Source organism: Halomonas sp. BLK-85 (assembly GCF_044792155.1).
In the GTDB taxonomy this organism is placed as follows: domain Bacteria; phylum Pseudomonadota; class Gammaproteobacteria; order Pseudomonadales; family Halomonadaceae; genus Vreelandella.
Genome location: NZ_CP087731.1, coordinates 3,058,848 through 3,078,163, shown reverse-complemented (window position 1 = coordinate 3,078,163; position 19,316 = coordinate 3,058,848). Strand labels below are relative to the sequence as shown.

General features: G+C 58.2%; 19 protein-coding genes. 11 read left to right on the top strand and 8 right to left on the bottom strand.

Translation table 11 applies throughout. The annotated features are described in order from the left end of the window. Positions 1-29 precede the first annotated feature (29 nt). From pstB to LL947_RS14100, 4 genes are all read right to left on the bottom strand, one after another. Positions 30-797 (bottom strand): phosphate ABC transporter ATP-binding protein PstB, encoded by a 768-nt coding sequence (gene pstB, locus LL947_RS14115; protein ID WP_404414823.1) that lies wholly within the window; start codon positions 795-797, stop codon positions 30-32. Positions 798-820: 23 nt separating this feature from the next. Beyond that, complete coding sequence (gene pstA / locus LL947_RS14110) at positions 821-2,194, bottom strand: phosphate ABC transporter permease PstA (protein WP_290823199.1); 1,374 nt, start codon at positions 2,192-2,194, stop codon at positions 821-823. Then, positions 2,191-3,342, bottom strand: a complete 1,152-nt coding sequence (locus LL947_RS14105) for an ABC transporter permease subunit (protein ID WP_404418047.1) — start codon at positions 3,340-3,342, stop codon at positions 2,191-2,193. The genes pstA and LL947_RS14105 overlap by 4 nt, the downstream gene beginning before the upstream one ends. Before the next feature lie 130 nt (positions 3,343-3,472). Further along, positions 3,473-4,357, bottom strand: a complete 885-nt coding sequence (locus LL947_RS14100) for a PstS family phosphate ABC transporter substrate-binding protein (protein ID WP_290823200.1) — start codon at positions 4,355-4,357, stop codon at positions 3,473-3,475. A 216-nt stretch (positions 4,358-4,573) separates the two neighbouring features. Here LL947_RS14100 and LL947_RS14095 point away from each other — a divergent pair, with 216 nt between their 5' ends. Continuing rightward, the gene (locus LL947_RS14095) at positions 4,574-5,005 is read left to right on the top strand and encodes an acyl-CoA thioesterase (protein WP_290823201.1); all 432 of its coding nucleotides are present in this window, start codon (positions 4,574-4,576) and stop codon (positions 5,003-5,005) included. A 65-nt stretch (positions 5,006-5,070) separates the two neighbouring features. Here the strand turns inward: LL947_RS14095 and LL947_RS14090 are convergent, their stop codons facing one another. Both LL947_RS14090 and LL947_RS14085 read right to left on the bottom strand, forming a co-directional pair. Further along, positions 5,071-6,159 (bottom strand): TRAP transporter substrate-binding protein, encoded by a 1,089-nt coding sequence (locus LL947_RS14090; protein ID WP_290823202.1) that lies wholly within the window; start codon positions 6,157-6,159, stop codon positions 5,071-5,073. Between the two features lie 238 nt (positions 6,160-6,397). Continuing rightward, entirely contained in the window at positions 6,398-7,585 is a 1,188-nt protein-coding gene (locus tag LL947_RS14085) for a TerD family protein (protein WP_404414816.1), read from the bottom strand. A 133-nt stretch (positions 7,586-7,718) separates the two neighbouring features. Between LL947_RS14085 and LL947_RS14080 the strand changes: the two genes are divergently transcribed. From LL947_RS14080 to LL947_RS14035, 10 genes are all read left to right on the top strand, one after another. After that, positions 7,719-8,348: a DUF1523 family protein gene (locus LL947_RS14080; RefSeq protein WP_404414813.1), complete on the top strand. Its 630-nt coding sequence runs from the start codon at positions 7,719-7,721 to the stop codon at positions 8,346-8,348. Next, positions 8,345-9,547 carry a phosphoribosyltransferase domain-containing protein gene (locus LL947_RS14075; RefSeq protein WP_499833540.1) on the top strand — a complete coding sequence of 401 codons (1,203 nt, stop codon included), beginning with the start codon at positions 8,345-8,347 and terminating at the stop codon, positions 9,545-9,547. The genes LL947_RS14080 and LL947_RS14075 overlap by 4 nt, the downstream gene beginning before the upstream one ends. Beyond that, positions 9,544-10,314 (top strand): hypothetical protein, encoded by a 771-nt coding sequence (locus LL947_RS14070; protein ID WP_499833539.1) that lies wholly within the window; start codon positions 9,544-9,546, stop codon positions 10,312-10,314. The genes LL947_RS14075 and LL947_RS14070 overlap by 4 nt, the downstream gene beginning before the upstream one ends. A 2-nt stretch (positions 10,315-10,316) precedes the next feature. After that, complete coding sequence (locus LL947_RS14065; protein WP_499833538.1) at positions 10,317-11,417, top strand: cysteine protease StiP domain-containing protein; 1,101 nt, start codon at positions 10,317-10,319, stop codon at positions 11,415-11,417. Between the two features lies 1 nt (position 11,418). Continuing rightward, the gene (locus tag LL947_RS14060) at positions 11,419-12,402 is read left to right on the top strand and encodes an HpcH/HpaI aldolase/citrate lyase family protein (protein WP_499833537.1); all 984 of its coding nucleotides are present in this window, start codon (positions 11,419-11,421) and stop codon (positions 12,400-12,402) included. 182 nt (positions 12,403-12,584) lie between these two features. Then, entirely contained in the window at positions 12,585-13,181 is a 597-nt protein-coding gene (locus tag LL947_RS14055; RefSeq protein WP_404414794.1) for a TerD family protein, read from the top strand. A 50-nt stretch (positions 13,182-13,231) separates the two neighbouring features. Then, positions 13,232-13,684 carry a tellurite resistance TerB family protein gene (locus tag LL947_RS14050; RefSeq protein ID WP_404414792.1) on the top strand — a complete coding sequence of 151 codons (453 nt, stop codon included), beginning with the start codon at positions 13,232-13,234 and terminating at the stop codon, positions 13,682-13,684. Between the two features lie 58 nt (positions 13,685-13,742). Then, positions 13,743-14,720, top strand: a complete 978-nt coding sequence (locus LL947_RS14045) for a calcium/sodium antiporter (RefSeq protein WP_499833536.1) — start codon at positions 13,743-13,745, stop codon at positions 14,718-14,720. A gap of 87 nt (positions 14,721-14,807) precedes the next feature. Further along, the gene (locus LL947_RS14040) at positions 14,808-15,389 is read left to right on the top strand and encodes a TerD family protein (RefSeq protein ID WP_404414786.1); all 582 of its coding nucleotides are present in this window, start codon (positions 14,808-14,810) and stop codon (positions 15,387-15,389) included. A gap of 77 nt (positions 15,390-15,466) precedes the next feature. After that, the gene (locus LL947_RS14035) at positions 15,467-16,042 is read left to right on the top strand and encodes a TerD family protein (protein ID WP_404414784.1); all 576 of its coding nucleotides are present in this window, start codon (positions 15,467-15,469) and stop codon (positions 16,040-16,042) included. An 83-nt stretch (positions 16,043-16,125) separates the two neighbouring features. On the opposite strand, the gene uvrD is transcribed toward LL947_RS14035, so the two are convergent. After that, positions 16,126-18,324 (bottom strand): DNA helicase II, encoded by a 2,199-nt coding sequence (uvrD, locus tag LL947_RS14030; protein WP_499833535.1) that lies wholly within the window; start codon positions 18,322-18,324, stop codon positions 16,126-16,128. A gap of 48 nt (positions 18,325-18,372) precedes the next feature. Beyond that, on the bottom strand, positions 18,373-19,227 hold the full coding sequence (gene hexR / locus LL947_RS14025) for a transcriptional regulator HexR (RefSeq protein ID WP_290822220.1): 855 nt from the start codon (positions 19,225-19,227) through the stop codon (positions 18,373-18,375). Between the last annotated feature and the right edge of the window lie 89 nt (positions 19,228-19,316).

Below are 19,316 nucleotides of genomic sequence, written 5' to 3'. Positions count from 1 at the left end.
GGTAAGGTCCAGGGTCACCGACCTTCCTGTCAGTTGATGCGCCCGGTAATGTAGTTTTCGGTGTGGCGCAAGCGTGGGTTGGTAAACAACTGGTCCGTCGGCCCGTATTCGATGAGTTCACCCTGACTTAAAAACGCGGTGAAATCGGACACCCGGGCGGCCTGCTGCATGTTATGGGTGACCAGTACCAGGGTCAGCTGCGATTTCAGGTTGCAGATCAGCTCCTCGATTTTCAGCGTCGACACCGGGTCAAGCGCTGACGCGGGTTCATCAAGCAGCAGGATCTCGGGCTGAACGGCCAGGGTACGGGCAATCACCAGGCGTTGCTGCTGCCCGCCGGACAGCTGCCAGGCTGACTGATGCAGACGGTCCTTGACTTCGTCCCAGAGTGCCGCCGAGGTGAGCGCCCATTCAATAATGTCGTCCCGCTTACGCTTGGCCGTCCGACCCTGTAATCGCAACCCGAAGGCGACGTTTTCATAAATCGACATGGGAAAAGGGTTCGGGGTCTGAAAGACCATGCCAATTCGCCGCCGCAATTCCGACACGTCGATGTCGGGTGAATGAATGTCGATGCCCTCCACCATGATGCGACCCTTATGCGAGGTTTCATCGTTGAGGTCATGCAGGCGATTGATCGCCCTGAGCAATGTTGATTTGCCGCACCCTGACGGGCCGATAAAGGCGGTTACCCGGTGGCGAGGTATCTCCAGCGTCAGCTCGTGCAGCGCCTGCTTGCCCGCGTAGGCCAGACTGAAGGCATCAATGCTCAGGCAGCTTTGGTCCTGGCGTGGCATGTTATTGTGACCTTGATTGGACGCTAACATGGCTGACCTCGCTGACGACGTAAATAATGGCGCAAGAATATGGCAGTTAGGTTAAGGACCAGCACAATCGTAACCAGTAGGAGCGCTGTTGCGTAGACCAACGGAATGGCTGCCTGAACATCGTCGCCGTGAAAGGCGGTATCAAACAGATGATAGCCCAGATGCATGAACTTGCGTTCCAGATGCAGATAGGGAAAGTCACCATCCAGCGGCATCTGCGGGGCCAGTTTGGCAACACCGACCAGCATCAGGGGGGCGACTTCACCCGCTGCGCGGGCTACCGCCAGAATGACCGCCGTCAGCATGGCCGGCATGGCCATGGGCAGAACGATGCGGGTCAAGGTTTCCAGCCGGGTCGCGCCCAGGGCCACGGCGCCTTCGCGCTGGCTATCGGGAATGCGTGCCAGGCCTTCTTCGGTGGCGACAATCACCACGGGCAAGGTGAGTAGCGCCAGCGTCAGGGATGCCCATAACAGGCCGCCGGTGCCAAAGGTGGGAGACGGCAGGGTGTCCTCAAAAAACCATTGGTCCACCGAGCTGCCGATACCGTAAACAAATACGCCCAGGCCGAACACGCCGTAAACAATCGAAGGCACACCCGCCAGGTTGCGTACGCCAATCCGCACCAGCCGGGTCAGGCGGCCCTGATGGGCAATCTCGTTCAGATAAATCGCGGCCAGCACGCCAAAGGGCATGACAATCACTGACATCACAATCACCATCAGCACGGTGCCAAAAATCGCCGGCCAGACGCCCCCGCCGGTATTGGCGGCTCGCGGCCCTTCACTCAGAAACTGCCAGACCCCGTGCGCCCAGTAGCGCAGCTTTTCACCTGGGTGCATGGCGTTGGGCCGCTGGGCGCGGTGAATATCCGCCAGCGCCTGTCGAATGAGCTGACCGTCTGCTGTTTCCAGTACCAGGGTCGCCGGGGGGCGGGTATTGGCCGGGGCTGCCAGGGCAGTTGCCAATGCCTGCCAGGCGGCTTCGCCTTCCAGGCGTTGCTGGCCATCTTCGTAGGCAGAGAGATAGCCGATAAAATCCCCCCAGGGGCCGCGCTGCAGGCGTAAAAGCTTGGTGGGCGTCTGTCGTGAGGCGATGCTGTCTATAGCTACCCAGCGCCAGCGGGCGCCGTCGATATCCCGATTGGCGGTAAAGTAGAGCCGCTCTTTGCCGTCACGCTGGGGTAGCGCTGTTTCCCGCACGGCTTCTCCGGCAATCAGCTCGCCGGAATCCAGGGTGGCTACCTCCAGGGTGGATGGCCAGAAATGACCTAAACCACGGGTCAGCAACAGGGCCAGCAAGAGCCCTAGCATGAATAATGAGAGCGCCACACTGGCAGCGCATAGCCATGGCCAGATGCGTGTCATGCGCCACCCCCCATACGTTTCAGGCGGGTACGCAAGCGCAATCGGACCGTTTCAGCCAGGGTATTGACCACAAAAGTGAAGCCAAACAGCAGTAAGGCGGCAAAGATCAGCATATGGTAGTTGCTACTGCCTGGTGCTGCTTCCGGCATCTCTATGGCGATGGCGGCGGCCATGGAGCGCATGCCCTCAAACGGGCTGGCGCTCAGCAAGGCCGTATTGCCGCTGGCCATCAATACAATCATGGTTTCACCTACGGCTCGCCCGGCGCCGATCATCACCGCGGAAAATATGCCTGGCCCGGCCGCTGGCAGGGCGACTTTCCAGAGTGCCTGCCAGCGGTCAGCTCCCAGCGCCTGAGCGCCCTCCAGCAGGGCAGGTGGCACATCCGAAAGAGCGTCTTCTGCCAGTGCGTAGACGCTGGGTATCACTGCAAATCCCATTGCCGCGCCCACTATCATGGCGTTGCGGGTGGCGTAATCGATGCCTAGCTGTAAATCAAGAAAGCGACGTAAATCTTCTCCCAGCAGGTACTGTTCAGCCAGTGGGGCTGCCCAGAGCGCGAGAAGGACCATCAGCGCAAACCAGGGAATCAGCCAGAGGGCAGCGCTGCTGAAAGGCAGACGCTGACGCCAACGTTTATGCAGGGCATGCCACAGCATGCCTGCCACCAGGGCGCTAGCAGGCAGCCAGACCAGCAGAACCAGGGTAACTGTCAGGTGTCGTTCCACCCAGGGCGCGAGTATCAGCCCGGCAATAAAACCGATCACCACACCGGGAATGGCTTCCATCATTTCCAATAGTGGCTTGATCCGGGTGCGTTGGCGTGCGGGCATGTACATGGCGGTATATACAGCCGCGCCCAGCGCAAGTGGCAGGGCAAACAGCATGGCGGCCAGCGCAGCTTTTAATGTTCCCCATGCCAGTGGCGAAAGCGAGCTGATCAGCGCCATATCGTCCATCGCCAGCAGAGGGAGGCTCTCCCATAGCAAGAAGATCCCGATGGCCAGGATGGCAGCCAGCACGGCAAAGGCACCCGCAGTAATCACCGATGTCGCCAGGCGATCCAGGCGTTGCCGATGGGGGCGCTGGTAGCGCGGTTCCGCAAGTGTCCGCGGAGCTGACGATGAAAGCCGTGGTGGCTGGGTCATGGTGATAGCATGGTGCAGGCTGAGGTCGCAGAAGGTGGTTGATAGGACGCTTGTCATGGCCTAGCACATAGCGTAAGACTTTTTTGTGACATTTAGATGACATTTTGCCGGGCTGTCTATCCCGTACTGTTTACCAGTCTGCCTGCTGTTGGCGAAGAGTTTCACTGAGCGGTACAAAACCCGCTGAACGGGCAATCTGCTGACCTTCGGGTGAAAATATCAAGTCTAACAGCGCTTTTTCTGCAGCAGGCAAGGGGCGTTCGGGCGGCGCATTGACATACAGGTAAAGATAGCGCGATAAGGGGTAGTCACCGTTTTGCACACTATTTTCATTGGGTGCAATGGCCTGGCCGTCGGCATTGATCAGGCTGACCGCTTTAACGTTGGGCGTCAGGTGATGATACCCTGCATAGCCGATGCTGCCTGGCGATTCGCCCACCGCGGCGACTGCGGCGGAAGCGCCGGGGTGCTGGCTGAGCGTGGGGCGAAACGCGCCGCCGCAGAGAGCTCTTTGCTGAAACAGGCCGTAAGTGCCGGAGGCGCTGTTGCGTCCGTGCAGGCTAATGGCACCAAATGGCCAATCACGGGTAGCGGGCAGCGCCTGCCAGCGGTTGATGGCGGCGTCGGCACCGCACTCGCGAGTGGTCGAAAACAGAGCATCCACCTGCTGGCGTGTCAGCTCGGCCAGCGGGTTATGACGATGGACAATGACCACCAGTGCATCGCGGGCGACCTTGAGTTCCAGCGGCGGGTAACCATAACGTTGCTCGAAGGCCTGGCGCTCGGTGTCCGTCATCTGGCGGGACATCGGCCCTAGCCGAGTCGTACCCGCCATCAGTGCTGCAGGCGCATTGGCTGAGCCACTGGCCTGGAACTGGATGTTGACGTCCGGATGGCGCTGGCTCAAGACTTCACCCCAGCGCAGAATCAGGCCCGCCATGGTATCTGACCCGACAGCACTCAAGGTGCCACTGACCGGCGATGCCATTGCATTGGCTGAGGTGAGGGCCAACATGAGCAGTACGCTAAGCGAGATGGCGTGCACTGGCCGGCGAAGAAGCAAGAAAGATGTCGCGCAGCTGTTCAAACAAAGGTCCTCTTGTGGTTAACTGCTGCTATGTTATTGCAATGCAACAAATAGTTGGCCGTCTGCCTACTGACTCAGATAGTAAAAGTAACATGAGCTTTTATGCCCTGCGCGAAAACAATAACCCTAAAAAGCGACGTTTATATGACTCTTTTGGACAATCAGGTAACTAACGACGTGGATGACGCACCGGCCCCAAAGGGCCAGCTTACGCTGAAACTGCTGGCGTCTCGTCAGGATACCAACTTCTATGGCGATATCCCGGGAGGCTGGCTGGTCAACCAGATGGATCAGGCCGCCGAGCTTGCCGCAGGCCGAGAGGCAGGTGGCCGCACGGCCACTGTGGCCATTGAAGCCATGGATTTTCTAAGCCCGGTGCGGGTGGGCTCAATGGTAAGTGTCTTTACCCAGGTGCAAGAAATTGGTCACAGCTCTCTTAAAATAGATGTCGAGGTGTGGGTTCGTCCACCCTGTGGCCAGCGGCTGGATGAGCGCCAGAAGGTGACGGAAGCGCGTTTTGTGATGGTGGCGCTGGACGACAACGGCCGAATCCGCTCGGTACACGATACGATCTGACGGTTTTCCCCGGGATCAATAACACGCCACTGCATTTTGCGGTGGCGTGGATATCACCAGGGCAATCAGCCACCGACGCGTTCACGGTTTTTCAGATAGGTAAATTCGCCGCTGTCAGTAACAGGGCGGACCAGTTCCTGGAAGGCGCGGTAGGAATCATAGACCTTCTTGGAATCGGCGTCGTTTTCAGTCTGTTCGCGGATAACGTCCTGAGAAGCGTCATAAAGCGCCTGCATGACGTCTTCAGGGAAGGCGCGCAGCTTGACGTCATGCTCGTTAACCAGGGTGTTCAAGGCTTCGGCGTTACGGTAGGTGAATTCGCTGATCATCGACAGGTTGGAAGCACGGGCCGCCTCCTCAACCACCGCCTTGAGATCATCCGGCAGGGCGTTCCAGGCGTCCAGATTCACCGTGCCTTCCAACACCGCACTGGGCTCGTTCCAGGCCGAGGTGTAGTAGTAATCGGCCACCTGGTGCAGGCCAAACGCCAGGTCATTGTAGGGGCTTACCCAGTCGGCGGCATCCAGAGAACCGGTCTGCATGGCGGTAAAGATCTCGCCGCCGGCAATCGTCACTGTCGTCACGCCAATGCGGTTCATGGCCTCACCGGCAAGCCCTGGCAGGCGCAGCTTTACACCCTGCAGGTCGTCCAGTGAGTTAATCTCTTTCTTGAACCAGCCGCCCGGTTGCGTCGTGGTGTTACCCACGGCAAACGGCTTGAGGTTGTGCTTGGCGTATACCTCGTCCCAAAGTTCCTGGCCACCGCCGTAATACAGCCAGGCGTTGGTTTCCTGAGTGTTCATGCCAAACGGCACGGCGGTAAAGAACTGCGATGCTGCCACCTTGCCGCGCCAGTAGTAAGAAGCGGAATGGCCCATTTCAGCGGTGCCTGCCGATACCGCATCAAACACTTCCAGCGCGGGCACCAGCTCACCCGCCCCATGAACGCGGATACGCATCCGCCCGCCGGAAAGTGCCTCAACGCGTGCGGCAAAGTCGTTGGCACCAGTCCCCAGAGCAGGGAAATTTTTCGGCCATGAGGTCACCATGTCCCAGGTAATGGTTTCCTGGGCGTGAGCCGAAGAAACAAAAGGCGCGGCGGCGACACCCGCAGCGCCCAGACCAGCGGTTTTAAGAAAGTGACGGCGTTGCATAATGAGCAGAACTCCACATCCGGTTTTTTTATTGAGCGCTATAAGCGCGGTGTCCATGAATGAGTATGCGCCAAGCAGGTTTTGCAGGGCAAGCGGAGGACCCGGCATCGCTTTCCCAGACCCCTGTTATGGCTGAGGCCAGAAAGGCAAACAAAGCGTCTGAAGCAGGACCATCATGGCGCGGCACTGCCTCACAACGTCTCTCAGGCGCTTGCCAAAGGCAGTGATGTCGGGTTGTTTACTTGCTGCCGGTTTTCCACTGGAAGCCAAACCCGTAATGGTCATCGGCGGGCTTATGGCTGCTGAAGTAATTGACTTCCTTGGAAATACTTAAGTCGCCATTGTTGTTTTCCAGCATTGCGATCACACAGAAATTCTCGTTCCGGCCGCTGGCATCCATCTGGATTTCAATTTCCGGCTGGTCAGGCGCCTTGATGGAGACCCGGCCGTTGGTTTCAGCCCAGTTGGCGACGCCCTCATAAATGAACGCAAACACCATGACGCGTTTGATATCGCTCCACTGTTTGCCATTGATGTAGAGGTTCTCACCCTGGTTGATAGACCCCGTGCGGTCATCGCCATCCAGGAAAATGTAAGGCGGCTGTTCCAGGCTGCCAAAGTGCTTGCCCAAGGCCTGAACAATCCCTTTGGTGCCATCCTTGAATTCAAACATGCAGCCAAGATCAAGATCGATACCGCCCTGTTTGCCCATCAAGGCGCCCAGCAACCCCTTCTTGCCCGTGCCTGCGGTCTGGTTCCAGTTGAGATTGATGTGGATTTTCCCGAAGGAGGCGGACTTTTTCTCCAGCGAAATGGTGTCGCCTTTCTTGTCCAGGGTGATTTTGCTGAGATTGACGGAGGATTTTTCCTGGGGCTTGGGGGGCGGAGTAGGGGCCGCTGTTGGAGTGGGCGATGCCTGGTCAGGCGACCCCTCAACGTCAACGCCAAAGTGCTCAGCCAGAGGCGCCATACCACCGGCAAAGCCCTGATCAACGGCTTTTACCTTCCAGTCACCATTGCGACGATACAGTTCGCAGACAATCAGGGATTTTTCGGGGCGCCCCGCACCCTGGCCACTAAAATCAAACTGATCAGTAGTCCCGGTCAGTTCAAAGCGGTAACCGTCTGATAATGCGGACAGCCCGGGGTCAGCGGTCAGCACAAAGGCGATACGTTCAAGATGGCCGGGGACGTTGCTGAGATCAACCGCAAAAGTAGCGCCTTCCTGTTGAATCAGTGCACCCGAGGGGTGGGTGGGCTGGTTAAAGAAAATGAAATCATCATCACTGGATACCTTGCCTGTGTTGGCCAGCAGAATGGCTGAGGCATCGAGGCTTACGTTCTGCACATTACCGACAAGCAGGCGAAAGGTGAGTTTCTGGTTAGCAAGTTTGGCGTTTTGTCCTGCGATCAGCGTAGTAACCATGGCGTTATCCCTTGGTGCGTCGATTAGCATCGGATTAGAGAAGAACGATGATGCGAAAACTGGCATCATGGCGAATAATATTCAGACCCTAACATGTCGCCACCCCCAGCAATGAGTTTACAGGAGATCATAGATGAAACGCCTTGGATACGCTCTGATCGGAGTGATTGTCATCGCCATCGGCGCAGGCCTGCATTATGCCTTGCCACAGGTGGATGTGGTGCGCCTGGTGGGCACAGACGTCAAGCGGGTAGATACCCAGGAAAATGGCGCTGATAACGAATCCGGCAGCTCCGTCAGCACCACAGACGTCTACTTCGTACTGACAGAAACAGAGCAGGGAGAACCGCGTAACTACCGCAATGAAGATGCCATTATCTACGGCAAGTTTGACAGCTCCAACCTGCATACCCGCGCCCGGTCGATTGCTCAGGACGAAGAGAACCTGGTCGCCGTTCGTCATTACGGCTGGCGTTTGCCAATCTTTTCGATGTTCCCGAACGCTGTCAAAGTCTGGCAGGTTGAACCGGGCTATCGCCATTTGCCGATTTTCAACATTGTCTTTCTGACTCTGCTGGCGGCAGGTATTGGCTATCTGGCATGGCGGATTCGTCGTGTGATTTCTGCCCGCCGCGAAGCGAATGAGGCCGCTCGGGTTGAACGCGAAGCCCAGGCGGAACGTGAACGCATGGCGCGCCGTGATAACGATGAAAGCCAGCGCGCCCGGGATGCGTTCCTGTCTGATGACAATTCATCGTCATGATTGAGCATTTGCTGGGTACCGGCACCCTGACCCTTGCAATCGATGATCATGAGGGAGACGGCACGGACGAGGCCCTTTTTCGGATCGCCGAGCGCCAGAACCCCAAGCGCGCCTTTCTGTTTGTCTCGACCGTGCTGGGCCGCCATATACCGGTCAGCGCTGCCCGCCACCGCGCCGCCCTGGATCAGCTGGCTGAAAAGCTGCTGGAACCGCTGGGCAGCGGGCCGGTGCTGGTGATGAGCTATGCGGAAACAGCCGTTGGCCTGGGGCTGGGCGTCTTCGATGGCCTGTGTCGCAAGCGCCCGCACCTTGCAGCGGGCTATCTGCCCACGACACGGCTGTGCCCGGAAGGCGTCAGCCCCTGGCTGAATACCCGTGAAGAGCACTCACACGCGGCTGAGCATATGGTGTTGCCGCCCCGGGCCGGTGTGCTTCCCGATACGGAAGACGTCACCCTGGTGCTGGTAGATGATGAAACGACCACTGGCAACACCTTTAAAGGGCTTGTCGGGGCGCTTCATCAAGCGGGAGTCGCTGTGTCGAAAATCGTTCTGGTCACATTGACGGACTGGTCAGATGGGGGCTGCATAACGACCATAAAGCAAGCGTTGCCTGGCGTCTCCGTCAGTGCGCTGGCGCTGCTCTCGGGGCGTTATGCCTGGTCTCCTGCTCCTGGCAGCCAGGCGCGCAGCCTTCCGCCCGCATGCGCGGCAGTTTGCCCGCCCTGGGCACCCGACCCCAGCGCTGCCTTCGGGGTGCCGCGAAGCGGGCTGAGTCCAGCTGCCATGGCTGCCGACAGGCTGGCCTGGGCCGCCTATATCGACCGCCACCTGTGCCCCTTGCTGGTTCCGCAGTCGCGGGTGTTGGTGATTGGCACCGGCGAACATGTCTGGCACCCGTTTCTGGCGGCTGAGCAGCTGGAACGCCACGGCCATGCGGCAAGTTTTATTTCCACCACCCGCTCACCCGTGCTGCCAGGCCCAGTGATCCGCCAGCAGATCACGTTTCCCGACCATTACGGTATCGGCATCAGCATGTACCTCAATAACGTCGACCCGGGGGAGTGGGACGAGATGATAGTGTTTACCGAAACCGGGCTTTCCGGCGTTCCCGACGCGCTGACATCGGCCCTGGGCCGCTGTTGGGTGGTGGATGGGAATCAGCAGGTACACCTGGTCAGGGAAGGCGCTATTTCATGACACCCACCGATGCTTCGCTACCCGGGCGGCCCGAAAGTGGCCAGCGCCCTGTGCTGTTTACCGACCTCGACGATACCCTCTTCCAGACCGCACGCAAGATGACTGAACCCGTCTGCGCATCGCGCCTCGCGGCAGAGGCCACCAATGGTCACCATTCCTATATGACCGGTTCCCAGGCCGCACTGACGGCCTGGTTACTCAAGGCCACCTGCCTGGTGCCGGTAACAGCACGCTCGACAGAAGCGCTCTCGCGCTGTCGCATTGCGTTTGATAGCTGGAAGATTGCGTCTAACGGTGCGGTGATTCTCGACCCTGATGGCAGGATCGAGCGGGACTGGTCGCACCACATCAGCCGCCTTTCAGGCGCGGCTGAAGCGGGCCTTGAGGCCCTGAACGCCGAGACCGCCAAGCACAATGCTGCCGGGCGTTTTCGCCATTGGGTCGTGCGTGAAGAAGGGCGCTCCATCTATTTCTGCGTCAAGTCCAACGGCGAGGAAGCCTGGCTTGATGATCTCGAAGGCTTTCTACGCCTCCTGGCGGGTGAGCAGTTTGTCTACCATCGCAATGGTAATAACCTGAGCTTTACGCCCCAGGGCATTTCAAAGCGCGCCGCTGTGGCCCACCTGATCGACATACGCCCGGAAATTCGGCACGGTATCATTCTGGCCATGGGTGATAGCCTGACGGATCTGCCGTTTATGCAGTTGGCCAATATGATGATGATACCGCCAGGGTCCCAGGTCGCCAGCGCGATTGGCAAGGAGTAAGCATGCCCGAACCCCGCAAGCCTCTTCAGCACAGCTATGCCCCTGAAGACGTTACCTTATTGCTTACCCCAATCCGCATGGCGCCGACGGATATTGCCGAAAAGGAGCGCCTGATCCAGGCCGGGCAGGCACACTATTCTGAAATGATCTCGGAAGAGCGCCGCCCGGACGCCCGTTACCTGGCGATCTACGAACAGGCGCTGGAACGCCATCTGGAGCGGATTGCCGCCGATATTGCCCGGATTGCCCTGCGCATCCGCCAAGATATTGCCGACGGTGAATTATCTCCAGCGCTGTCGTTGTGTTCCCTGGTGCGCGCCGGTATTCCCTATGGGGTGCTACTAAGGCGCGCCCTGACCTATTTGGGCGTTGATGTTGTGCATTACGCCGTATCGATCATCCGTGACCGTGGGCTGGATGCAGCGGCGATGGCCCACGTACGCGCCGAGCGCCCCGATGCCGATATCCTGTTTGTGGATGGCTGGACCGGCAAGGGCGCAATTTCAGGCGAGCTAGCCCGCGCCTGGCAGGCGCTCTCGGGCCAGCCGCCGCGCCTTGTGGTGTTGGCGGACCCTTCAGGCCACGCCTGGCTGTCGGGTTCTCACGACGACTGGCTGATTCCCAGCGGCATCCTGGGCGCCAATGTATCCGGCCTGATCAGCCGTTCAATCCTGCGTCCTGATCTGCTTGCCCCGGGCGACTTTCACGCCGCCATGACGGTGGATCACCTTGCTGATATCGACTGTTCGCGTGGGTTTGTGGATCGGGTCATGGCGGTATTTGACGCTGCGCTGACCCAGGCAAGCCCCGCTGAGCGCGATTCGGCGCTGCGCGGGCGTCATCAGCAGCAAGCGGCGGCGTGTGTGCAAGCCATTGCCGCGCGCCATGAGGTTGATAATCTCAACCGCATCAAGCCGGGTATTGCCGAAGCCACGCGGGCAGTCCTGCGTCGTCGGCCGCGCAAGGTTTACCTGCGTGACGCCGATGACCCGGACCTGGCGGCGCTGGTGCACCTGTGCCAGCAGGATGGCATCGAAACAGAGGTGAACCCTGATCTTACCGGCCCCTTCCGGGCGATTACCCTGATCGAGAAGGTGTCCTGACATGCACCGTTTTGACGCTTACTCGCTGGGGGCCACCCTTTACATGCCGGTTTTACATCCTCGGGTCGCTGATATTCTCCACGGTCGCCTGCCACCGCCGGCTGCATCAATCGTTCTCTGCCTTGAGGATGCGCTGGCCGCCCAGGATGTTGACGATGGCCTCCGCTGCCTTGATCAGCTGATGAGTGACCTGCCCCAGCGCCTGCCGGTGCGTACCTTCTTGCGCCCCCGGAACAGGGAAATGGCGTATGCGCTGAGCGCTCGGGCAGCGGGAACGGCGATTGAAGGGCTGGTCGCGCCCAAGGTTGTGCCAGAAACACTGCCTGACTGGCTTGCGCTGACGCGAGACGCCGGGCTTGCCGTCATGCCGACGCTTGAAAGCGCCTGCTTCTTTGATCCTGGCAAGATATGCGCTCTGCGTGACATCCTGGATGATCACCCGGAGGATGCCTCGCGTCTCGCGGCCATCCGCCTGGGCGGCAATGATCTGCTCTCAACCCTGGCGCTTCGCCGTGAACGAGGAGTGACCTCCTGGGAAGGCCCGCTTGGCTGGATTCTCTCCATGGCCAGCAGCCTCCTGATTGCAGCGGGCTACCCGGTGGCGGCTCCGGTCTATGATGTGATTGATGACCTTGACACATTGCGACGCGAAACGCTGCGTGATGTAGCGGCCGGCTTTATCTCGAAAACCGTGATTCATCCGGCCCAAACGCCGGTTATCAACCGCGCCTTTCAAGTATCGAGAGAAGACGTTGCACATGCGCGTGCCGCGCTGGATAGTGAGGCACAGGCAGTGTTCAGGGTGGGCGGAATGATGTGCGAACCTGCCACCCATCGCGCCTGGGCAAGGCGCACAGTGGCGCGTCAGGAGGTGTTCGGGGTTGTCGATGAGGCTGCCAGAACCAAGGCCGTTACGGCCATGCAGATGCCATCATCTGATCAATGTCACCCGATAACTGATGGATTCTACAGCCCTCTCAGCTGAGTAGCGGGACCGATCAACTGGGTTGCTGCAGGAGGCATTGAACCAATGGGCCTGCAATGAGCAGACAGAATGGCTTTAAAAAGCGGAACTCTACCCCCATTATCATTACTAAGTGATTATTAATTCAATGTGCATCTCCTTATCATTGAATCCATTGGACCATTATCGGGAGCGCCGTCATCATGGCAATTTCACTCAGCAAAGGCCAGACCATTTCTTTGGCCAAGAACAGCGATTCAGGCTTGAGCAAGGTCTTTATGGGACTGGGATGGGACCCGGTTCAGAAGAAAAGCGGCGGGTTTCTGGCGTCCCTGTTTGGCGGTGGTGGCGGCGGTGAAATAGACCTGGATGCCAGCGTGATCCTGCTGGATGCGGCCAAAACGCCTGTTGATACCGTCAGCTTTGGCCAACTGGTCTCCAAGGATGGCGCGATTCGTCACGGCGGCGACAACCTGACCGGTGAGGGTGAAGGCGACGATGAAGTTATCTACGTCAACCTGACCGATTTGCCCTCGAACGTCACTCACCTTGTTTTTACGGTCAACAGCTTCCGTGGCCAGACCTTCAATGAAGTTGAAAATGCCTTTTGCCGCCTCGTCGACGAAGCAAAAAATGAAGAATTATGCCGTTACACCCTGACCGATCAGGGGGGCCACACCGGCGTCATCATGGCCTCGATGACCCGGACGCCTGAGGGTTGGACGATGACGGCCCACGGTAAACCGGGATCAGGGCGCACCGTCAATGATCTGGCCGATGATGCTGTGTCTGTCATCTGACTACGACAGACTCTCAAGATACCTAAGGCAAGACTGAAAGGAGAAACAAGATGGCTATGAACTGGCTGAAAGAAAATATCACCAAGGCACGCGAAAACCTCACCGCTGAGGTCGCGAAATTCAAGAACCGCTCCTTTATGGAAGCCGTGGTCGCAGGCTGTGCACTGGTGGCTGCGGCTGACGGGAGTGTGGATGCGTCTGAAAAGCAGAAGATGGCCGCCTTTCTGGAACGCTCTGATGAACTGAAGCATTTCGACATCCGTGAGGTGATCGAGGTATTCAACAAGGCGGTGGGTGATTTCGAATTTGATCAGGCAATTGGCAAGACCAATGCGCTGCAAACGATCAGCAAGGTGCGCGGTAAAGACGACCAGGCCCGGGTCATTGTTCGCGTTGTGTGCGCCATTGGTGCCGCTGACGGTGATTTTGACGATGACGAGAAGGCCGTTGTTCGTGAAATCGCCCAGGAGCTTGGCCTCAAGCCTGAAGAATTCGACCTTTAAGCGCTTTGTTTACCCTGACTGATCCTCTTCTTATTGCTGCATTTTTTCAGGAATCCACATGCATGAACTCAGTACCTACCAGCTTTCTCTCATTGCGCTTGGCGCTATCGCATTCGGCGTCTGGCTGCTGATCAAGGGAGGAGACTGGACGGTTGATAATGCAGTCACAGTGGCAGGCAAGTCGGGGTTATCCAAACTGTTTATTGCCGCCACCGTGGTGGCCTTCGGAACCTCTGCGCCAGAGCTCTTTACCTCGATGAATGCCAACCTGTCGGGGTTTCCCGGTATTTCGGTAGGTAATGTCATCGGCTCCAACATTGCCAACGTCTTCATGGTGATTGCCGTGGCAGCGTTGATCGCACCGGTCATTTTCAGTCGTGCCGAAGTAAGGCTTGATACAGTCGTGATGCTTGTCGCGACTGCCGGCATGGTGGCGGCGATAGTCGCCGGCATTTTGCCTACCTGGGGCGGTCTGGTGATGCTTGCAGCGCTGATCGGCTATGTTTTCTACCAGTACAAGGCCAGTAAGCTCGATGTAGATGAAGTTGAAGAGCACGATGCGGGCGGTCGCTTCCCGGGGCTGATGCTGCTGGTGGGCATACTGACCCTGCTGGTGGGTTCCGAAATTCTGGTTCAGGGGGCGGTGGCAGGCGGACTTGCCCTTGATGTTCCTGAAGCCGTCATTGGTATGACGCTGATTGCCTTCGGCACCTCACTGCCTGAACTGACCGCCTGCGTGGCGGCGGCGCGCAAGGGCCAGAATGACATGATTGTCGGGGGCATCATCGGTAGCAACATATTCAATATATTTTCAGTCATGGCTATTTCTGCCATCGCACGGCCGCTGTTGATTGATCCTCGCTTTATGTCCCTGGATCTGGTCGCTGTGGTGGCAGTGACACTGATCTTCGCCGCCTTTCTGTTCTTTGTGGGCAGGATCGGGCGTATCGCAGGGGCAGTGATGGCGGTGTGCTATGTTGCCTTTATCGTCGCCCAGTACACGGTGGCAGACAGTCTTGTTGTCATGGCGCCCTGACCCCTAGGTGATTTTGTGATTCACACATTTTAAAAGTTGTTCAAAGTACGCACGCAAACGTCACAGCACACGAAAGGAGACACGCATATGGCACTATCGCTTTCCAAAGGTGGCAACGTCTCGCTGTCCAAGTCCGACCCGGGGCTCAAGAACATCCTGATCGGGCTTGGCTGGGATGAGCGTGCCACTTCTGGCAACGATTTCGACCTGGATGCCTCGGTCTTTATGGTCAACAGCGAAGGCAAGGTGCGCAGCGACGCAGACTTCATCTTCTATGGCCAGCTCAAGTCGGCGGACGGTTCAGTCGTGCATACGGGCGATAACCGCACCGGTGAAGGCGAGGGTGATGACGAGGCGATCGAAGTCAATCTCGACGGGGTGCCCGCCGACATCCAGCGTCTGGTAGTGACGGTGACCATCCATGAAGCGGATAGCCGTAAACAGAATTTTGGCATGGTGCAGAACGCCTTTATCCGGGTCGTCAATAACGACACTGGCAATGAGGTGGTGCGCTACGATTTGAGTGAAGATTACTCCACTGAAACTGCCCTGGAGTTCGGCGAGGTCTACCGGCATAACGGTGAGTGGAAATTCCGTGCCGTTGGCCAGGGCTATGCCGGTGGCCTGCTGGCCATGTGCCAGCGCTACGGTGTCAATGCCACAGCGTAACCCATTGCCTGGCAACTGAATCCGCCAGGCGTTTACGATTCAATGTGAACGATCCAATATGGACAAAGGAGTCAGATATGGCAGTTTCTCTTTCCAAAGGCGGTAACGTCTCCCTTAGCAAAGAAGCCCCTGGGCTCAAGCACGTGGTCGTCGGCCTTGGCTGGGACCCGCGCGTTACCGACGGTCAGGAGTTTGACCTTGATGCTTCGGTCTTTTTGTGTGGCGAAGACGGCAAGGTACGTAGCGACACCGACTTTGTGTTCTACAACAACATGGTCGGTGGTAATGGCGCGGTAGAGCATCAGGGCGATAACCGGACCGGTGAAGGTGACGGCGACGATGAGCAGGTGAAGATTGATCTTTCAAGCGTTCCTGCTGACGTCAAGAAGCTGGCCTTCGCGGTAACCATTCATGACGCCGATAGCCGCAAGCAGAACTTTGGCATGGTGTCCAATGCGTTCATGCGCGTTGTCAATGGCGAGGACGGCAAGGAACTGGCCCGCTATGACCTTAGCGAAGACTATAGCGTGGAAACCGCGATGATCTTTGGCGAAGTCTATCGCCACGGTGATGAGTGGAAATTCAAGGCGATTGGCCAGGGCTTTGGCGGCGGTCTGCATCCGCTGGCCAGCTCGTTTGGTGTGAACGTCTGACGTATTTCCGCCAAGCAATCTGAATCAGACCACGGGGCCTGCCATGCAGGCCCCGTTTTTATGCTTATGAATATCTCTAGGCTTTATAGCGGCGTCAGCTTGGCAAACCCGAGTACCAGCCATTTCACCCCTTCGCCTTCAAAGCTGACCTGCACCCGGGCGCGGGGGCCTTCGCCTTCGGCATTGAGGATAATGCCTTCGCCAAACACCGGGTGCTCAACCCCTTGCCCGACATGCAGGCTGGGAATATCGCCACTGCTTTCAATGCTTTGCTGGCTGAGGGAGCTGCGTGTAGCGGTGACCGGGCGCGATACCTGGCCGCGCATGCGTACCTCTTCCAGCAGATGGGGGGGCAGCTCGCGGAGGAAGCGCGATGGCCGCGGGAAGACTTCCTTGCCGTGCAGGCGGCGGGTTTCGGCATGGGTCAGGTAGAGCTTGTGCATGGCGCGGGTGACCCCGACATAGCAGAGCCTGCGCTCTTCTTCCAGCCGGCCGGGTTCTTCCAGCGACATCTTGTGGGGGAAGAGGCCTTCTTCCACGCCGGCAATAAATACCACCGGAAACTCCAGCCCCTTGGCGGAATGCAAGGTCATCAGCTGGACGCTGTCTTCAAATTCCTCGGCTTCGTGGTCACCGGCATTCAGCGCCGCTTCGGAAAGAAACGCTTCCAGTGCAGCCATGCCTTCACCGGCTTCGGGGGTTTCAAAGGCATCGCCCTGGGTAAAGGCCCGTGCAGCGGTCACCAGTTCCTCGAGGTTTTCCACTCGGGCCTGGCCCTTTTCTCCGCGCTCGCTCTTGTGATGCTCGATAAGGCCGGTATGGGCAATGACATGATCCATGATCTCATGCAGGACAAGCCCTGAGGCATCATTATCGAGCTGTTCGATCAGGTTGGTGAATTGCTGAACGGCATTGCCTGCCCGCCCCCTGAGGGTGGCATCCTGAAGGCTGTCGTGAAGCGCCTGCCATAGCGAGATGCCCTGTTCGCGGGCGCGCTGGCGAATAATTTCGACCGTGCGGGTGCCGATACCCCGAGTAGGCACATTAATGACCCGCTCCAATGAGGCGTCATCATCACGGTTCAGCAGCAGGCGCAGGTAAGCCAGGGCATTCTTGATTTCAAGTCGCTCGTAGAAGCGGTGGCCACCATAGATACGATAGGGCACGCCCTGACGGATCAGGGTTTCTTCCAGCAAACGAGACTGGGCGTTGGAACGGTAAAGAATTGCCACGTCACTGCGCTGAATGCCCTTGTCGACCTGTTCCTTGAGGGTATCAACAATAAAGCGTGCTTCTTCCAGGTCGTTGAAACCCGCATAGACCGAAATCGGCTCGCCTTCGGCGCCTTCTGTCCACAGGTTCTTGCCCAGGCGATCGCTGTTATGGCCGATCAGGAAGTTGGCGGCCTCCAGAATGGCGCTGGTTGAGCGGTAGTTCTGCTCCAGGCGTATGGTTTTAACCTGGGGGAACTCCTGCTCGAAGCGGCGTATATTTTCGACCTTGGCACCCCGCCAGCCGTAGATCGACTGGTCATCATCGCCCACGATGGTCATCGGCATCTGCATGCCGGTCATCAGCTTTAGCCAGGCATACTGCAGGGTGTTGGTGTCCTGGAACTCATCGACCAGCACATGGCCGAAACGCTCGCGGTAATGGGCCAACAGGGCAGGGTTGTCGCGCAGAAGCTCCAGGCTTCTGAGCAGCAGTTCACCAAAGTCAACCAGGCCACCGCGCTCACAGGTCAGCTGATAGCGCTCGTAAAGTTCGACCATCTGGCCCATGTAGGCATCGCCTGCCACATCGACCTGATGGGCGCGCAGCCCCTCTTCCTTGCAGCCTGAAATAAAGCCCTGCACCTGGCGGGGCGGAAAACGTTCGTCGTCAATCGCGTAATCCTTCAGCAGACGTTTAACCAGGCGCAATTGATCGTCGGAATCAATGATCTGGAAGTGTTGGGGCAGGCGCGCATCCTGCCAGTGGGTACGTAGCAGGCGGTGGGCGATGGAGTGAAAGGTACCGACCCAGACATGACGCAGGGAAATACCCAGCAAGGCCTCCAGCCGGGTGCGCATTTCGCGGGCGGCCTTGTTGGTGAAGGTTACCGCCAGCAGCGCATAAGGCGAGAGACCTTCTGCCTGCATCAGCCAGGCGATGCGATGCACCAATACCCGGGTTTTGCCGGAACCGGCGCCCGCGAGTACCAGTGAATTACCTTGCGGGGCGCTGACTGCCTCGCGTTGATCGGCATTAAGCTGATCGAGAATCGCCGTCACGTCGTCCATAGAAGCCACTGCAGAGGTCGAAAGATGAACAGGGATTCTACCACAGGATCAGTTGTCTTCCGGAAAGCGCAACGGGTTCAGGCTTTTTTTAACCGCCTTGAGCTGTTCGGCAAGCTTGGGTCCTCGGGTCTTGGCAACCCCGACCGCCAGTACATCGATGAGTACGAGGTGGGCAATACGTGAACTCATCGGCGTATAGATTTCGGTGTCTTCATGTACATCGATATACAGTGGCAGGGTAACTTCCTCGGAAAGGGGGGAGTCGCTCGGGCACAGGCCGATCACCGTAGCACCAGCCTCGCGGGCCAGACGTACACTGGCCACCAGGGCCCTGGTGCGGCCCGTCTGGGATATCGCCACGACGACATCGCCTTCATTAAGCGTGACAGCCGACATATTCTGCATATGCGGGTCGGCATAGGCGGAAGTGGAAATCTGCAGACGGAAGAACTTGTGCTGGGCATCAAAGGCCACCGCCCCGGAAGCCCCGAAACCGTAGAACTCGACCCGGTTTGCCATGGCCAGCGCATTGACCGCACGGCCCAGCGCGTCGTTATCAAGGCGGTCGCGGACTGACAGCAGGGTGCCTACCGTCGAATCGAAGATACTGTAGGAGAATTCAGCCACCGAGTCGCTGTCGTTCATTGAAAATTGGGCAAACTGGCTACCGGTGGCCAGCATCTGGGCGAGCTGTAACTTGAAATCCTGAAAGCCGTTACAGCCCAGGGCCCGACAAAAACGCACCACTGTTGGCTCGCTGACCTTGGCCTCAGTGGCCAGATCAACGATGCGCATATGAATGACTTCGTCAGGGTTGCGTAGCACAAAGCGCGCCACTTTCTGCTCGGAGCGACGGAAGTGCTCCATACGGCGTCTCATTTCATCGAACAGGGCGCGGCTCACATTCAGCTCCTCTAATGATTAACAGTCTTTTTTTTGACCCTGTCAGATTCGCCTTTGGGGGATAAGGACAGTAAGGGGGTCTCCAGGCG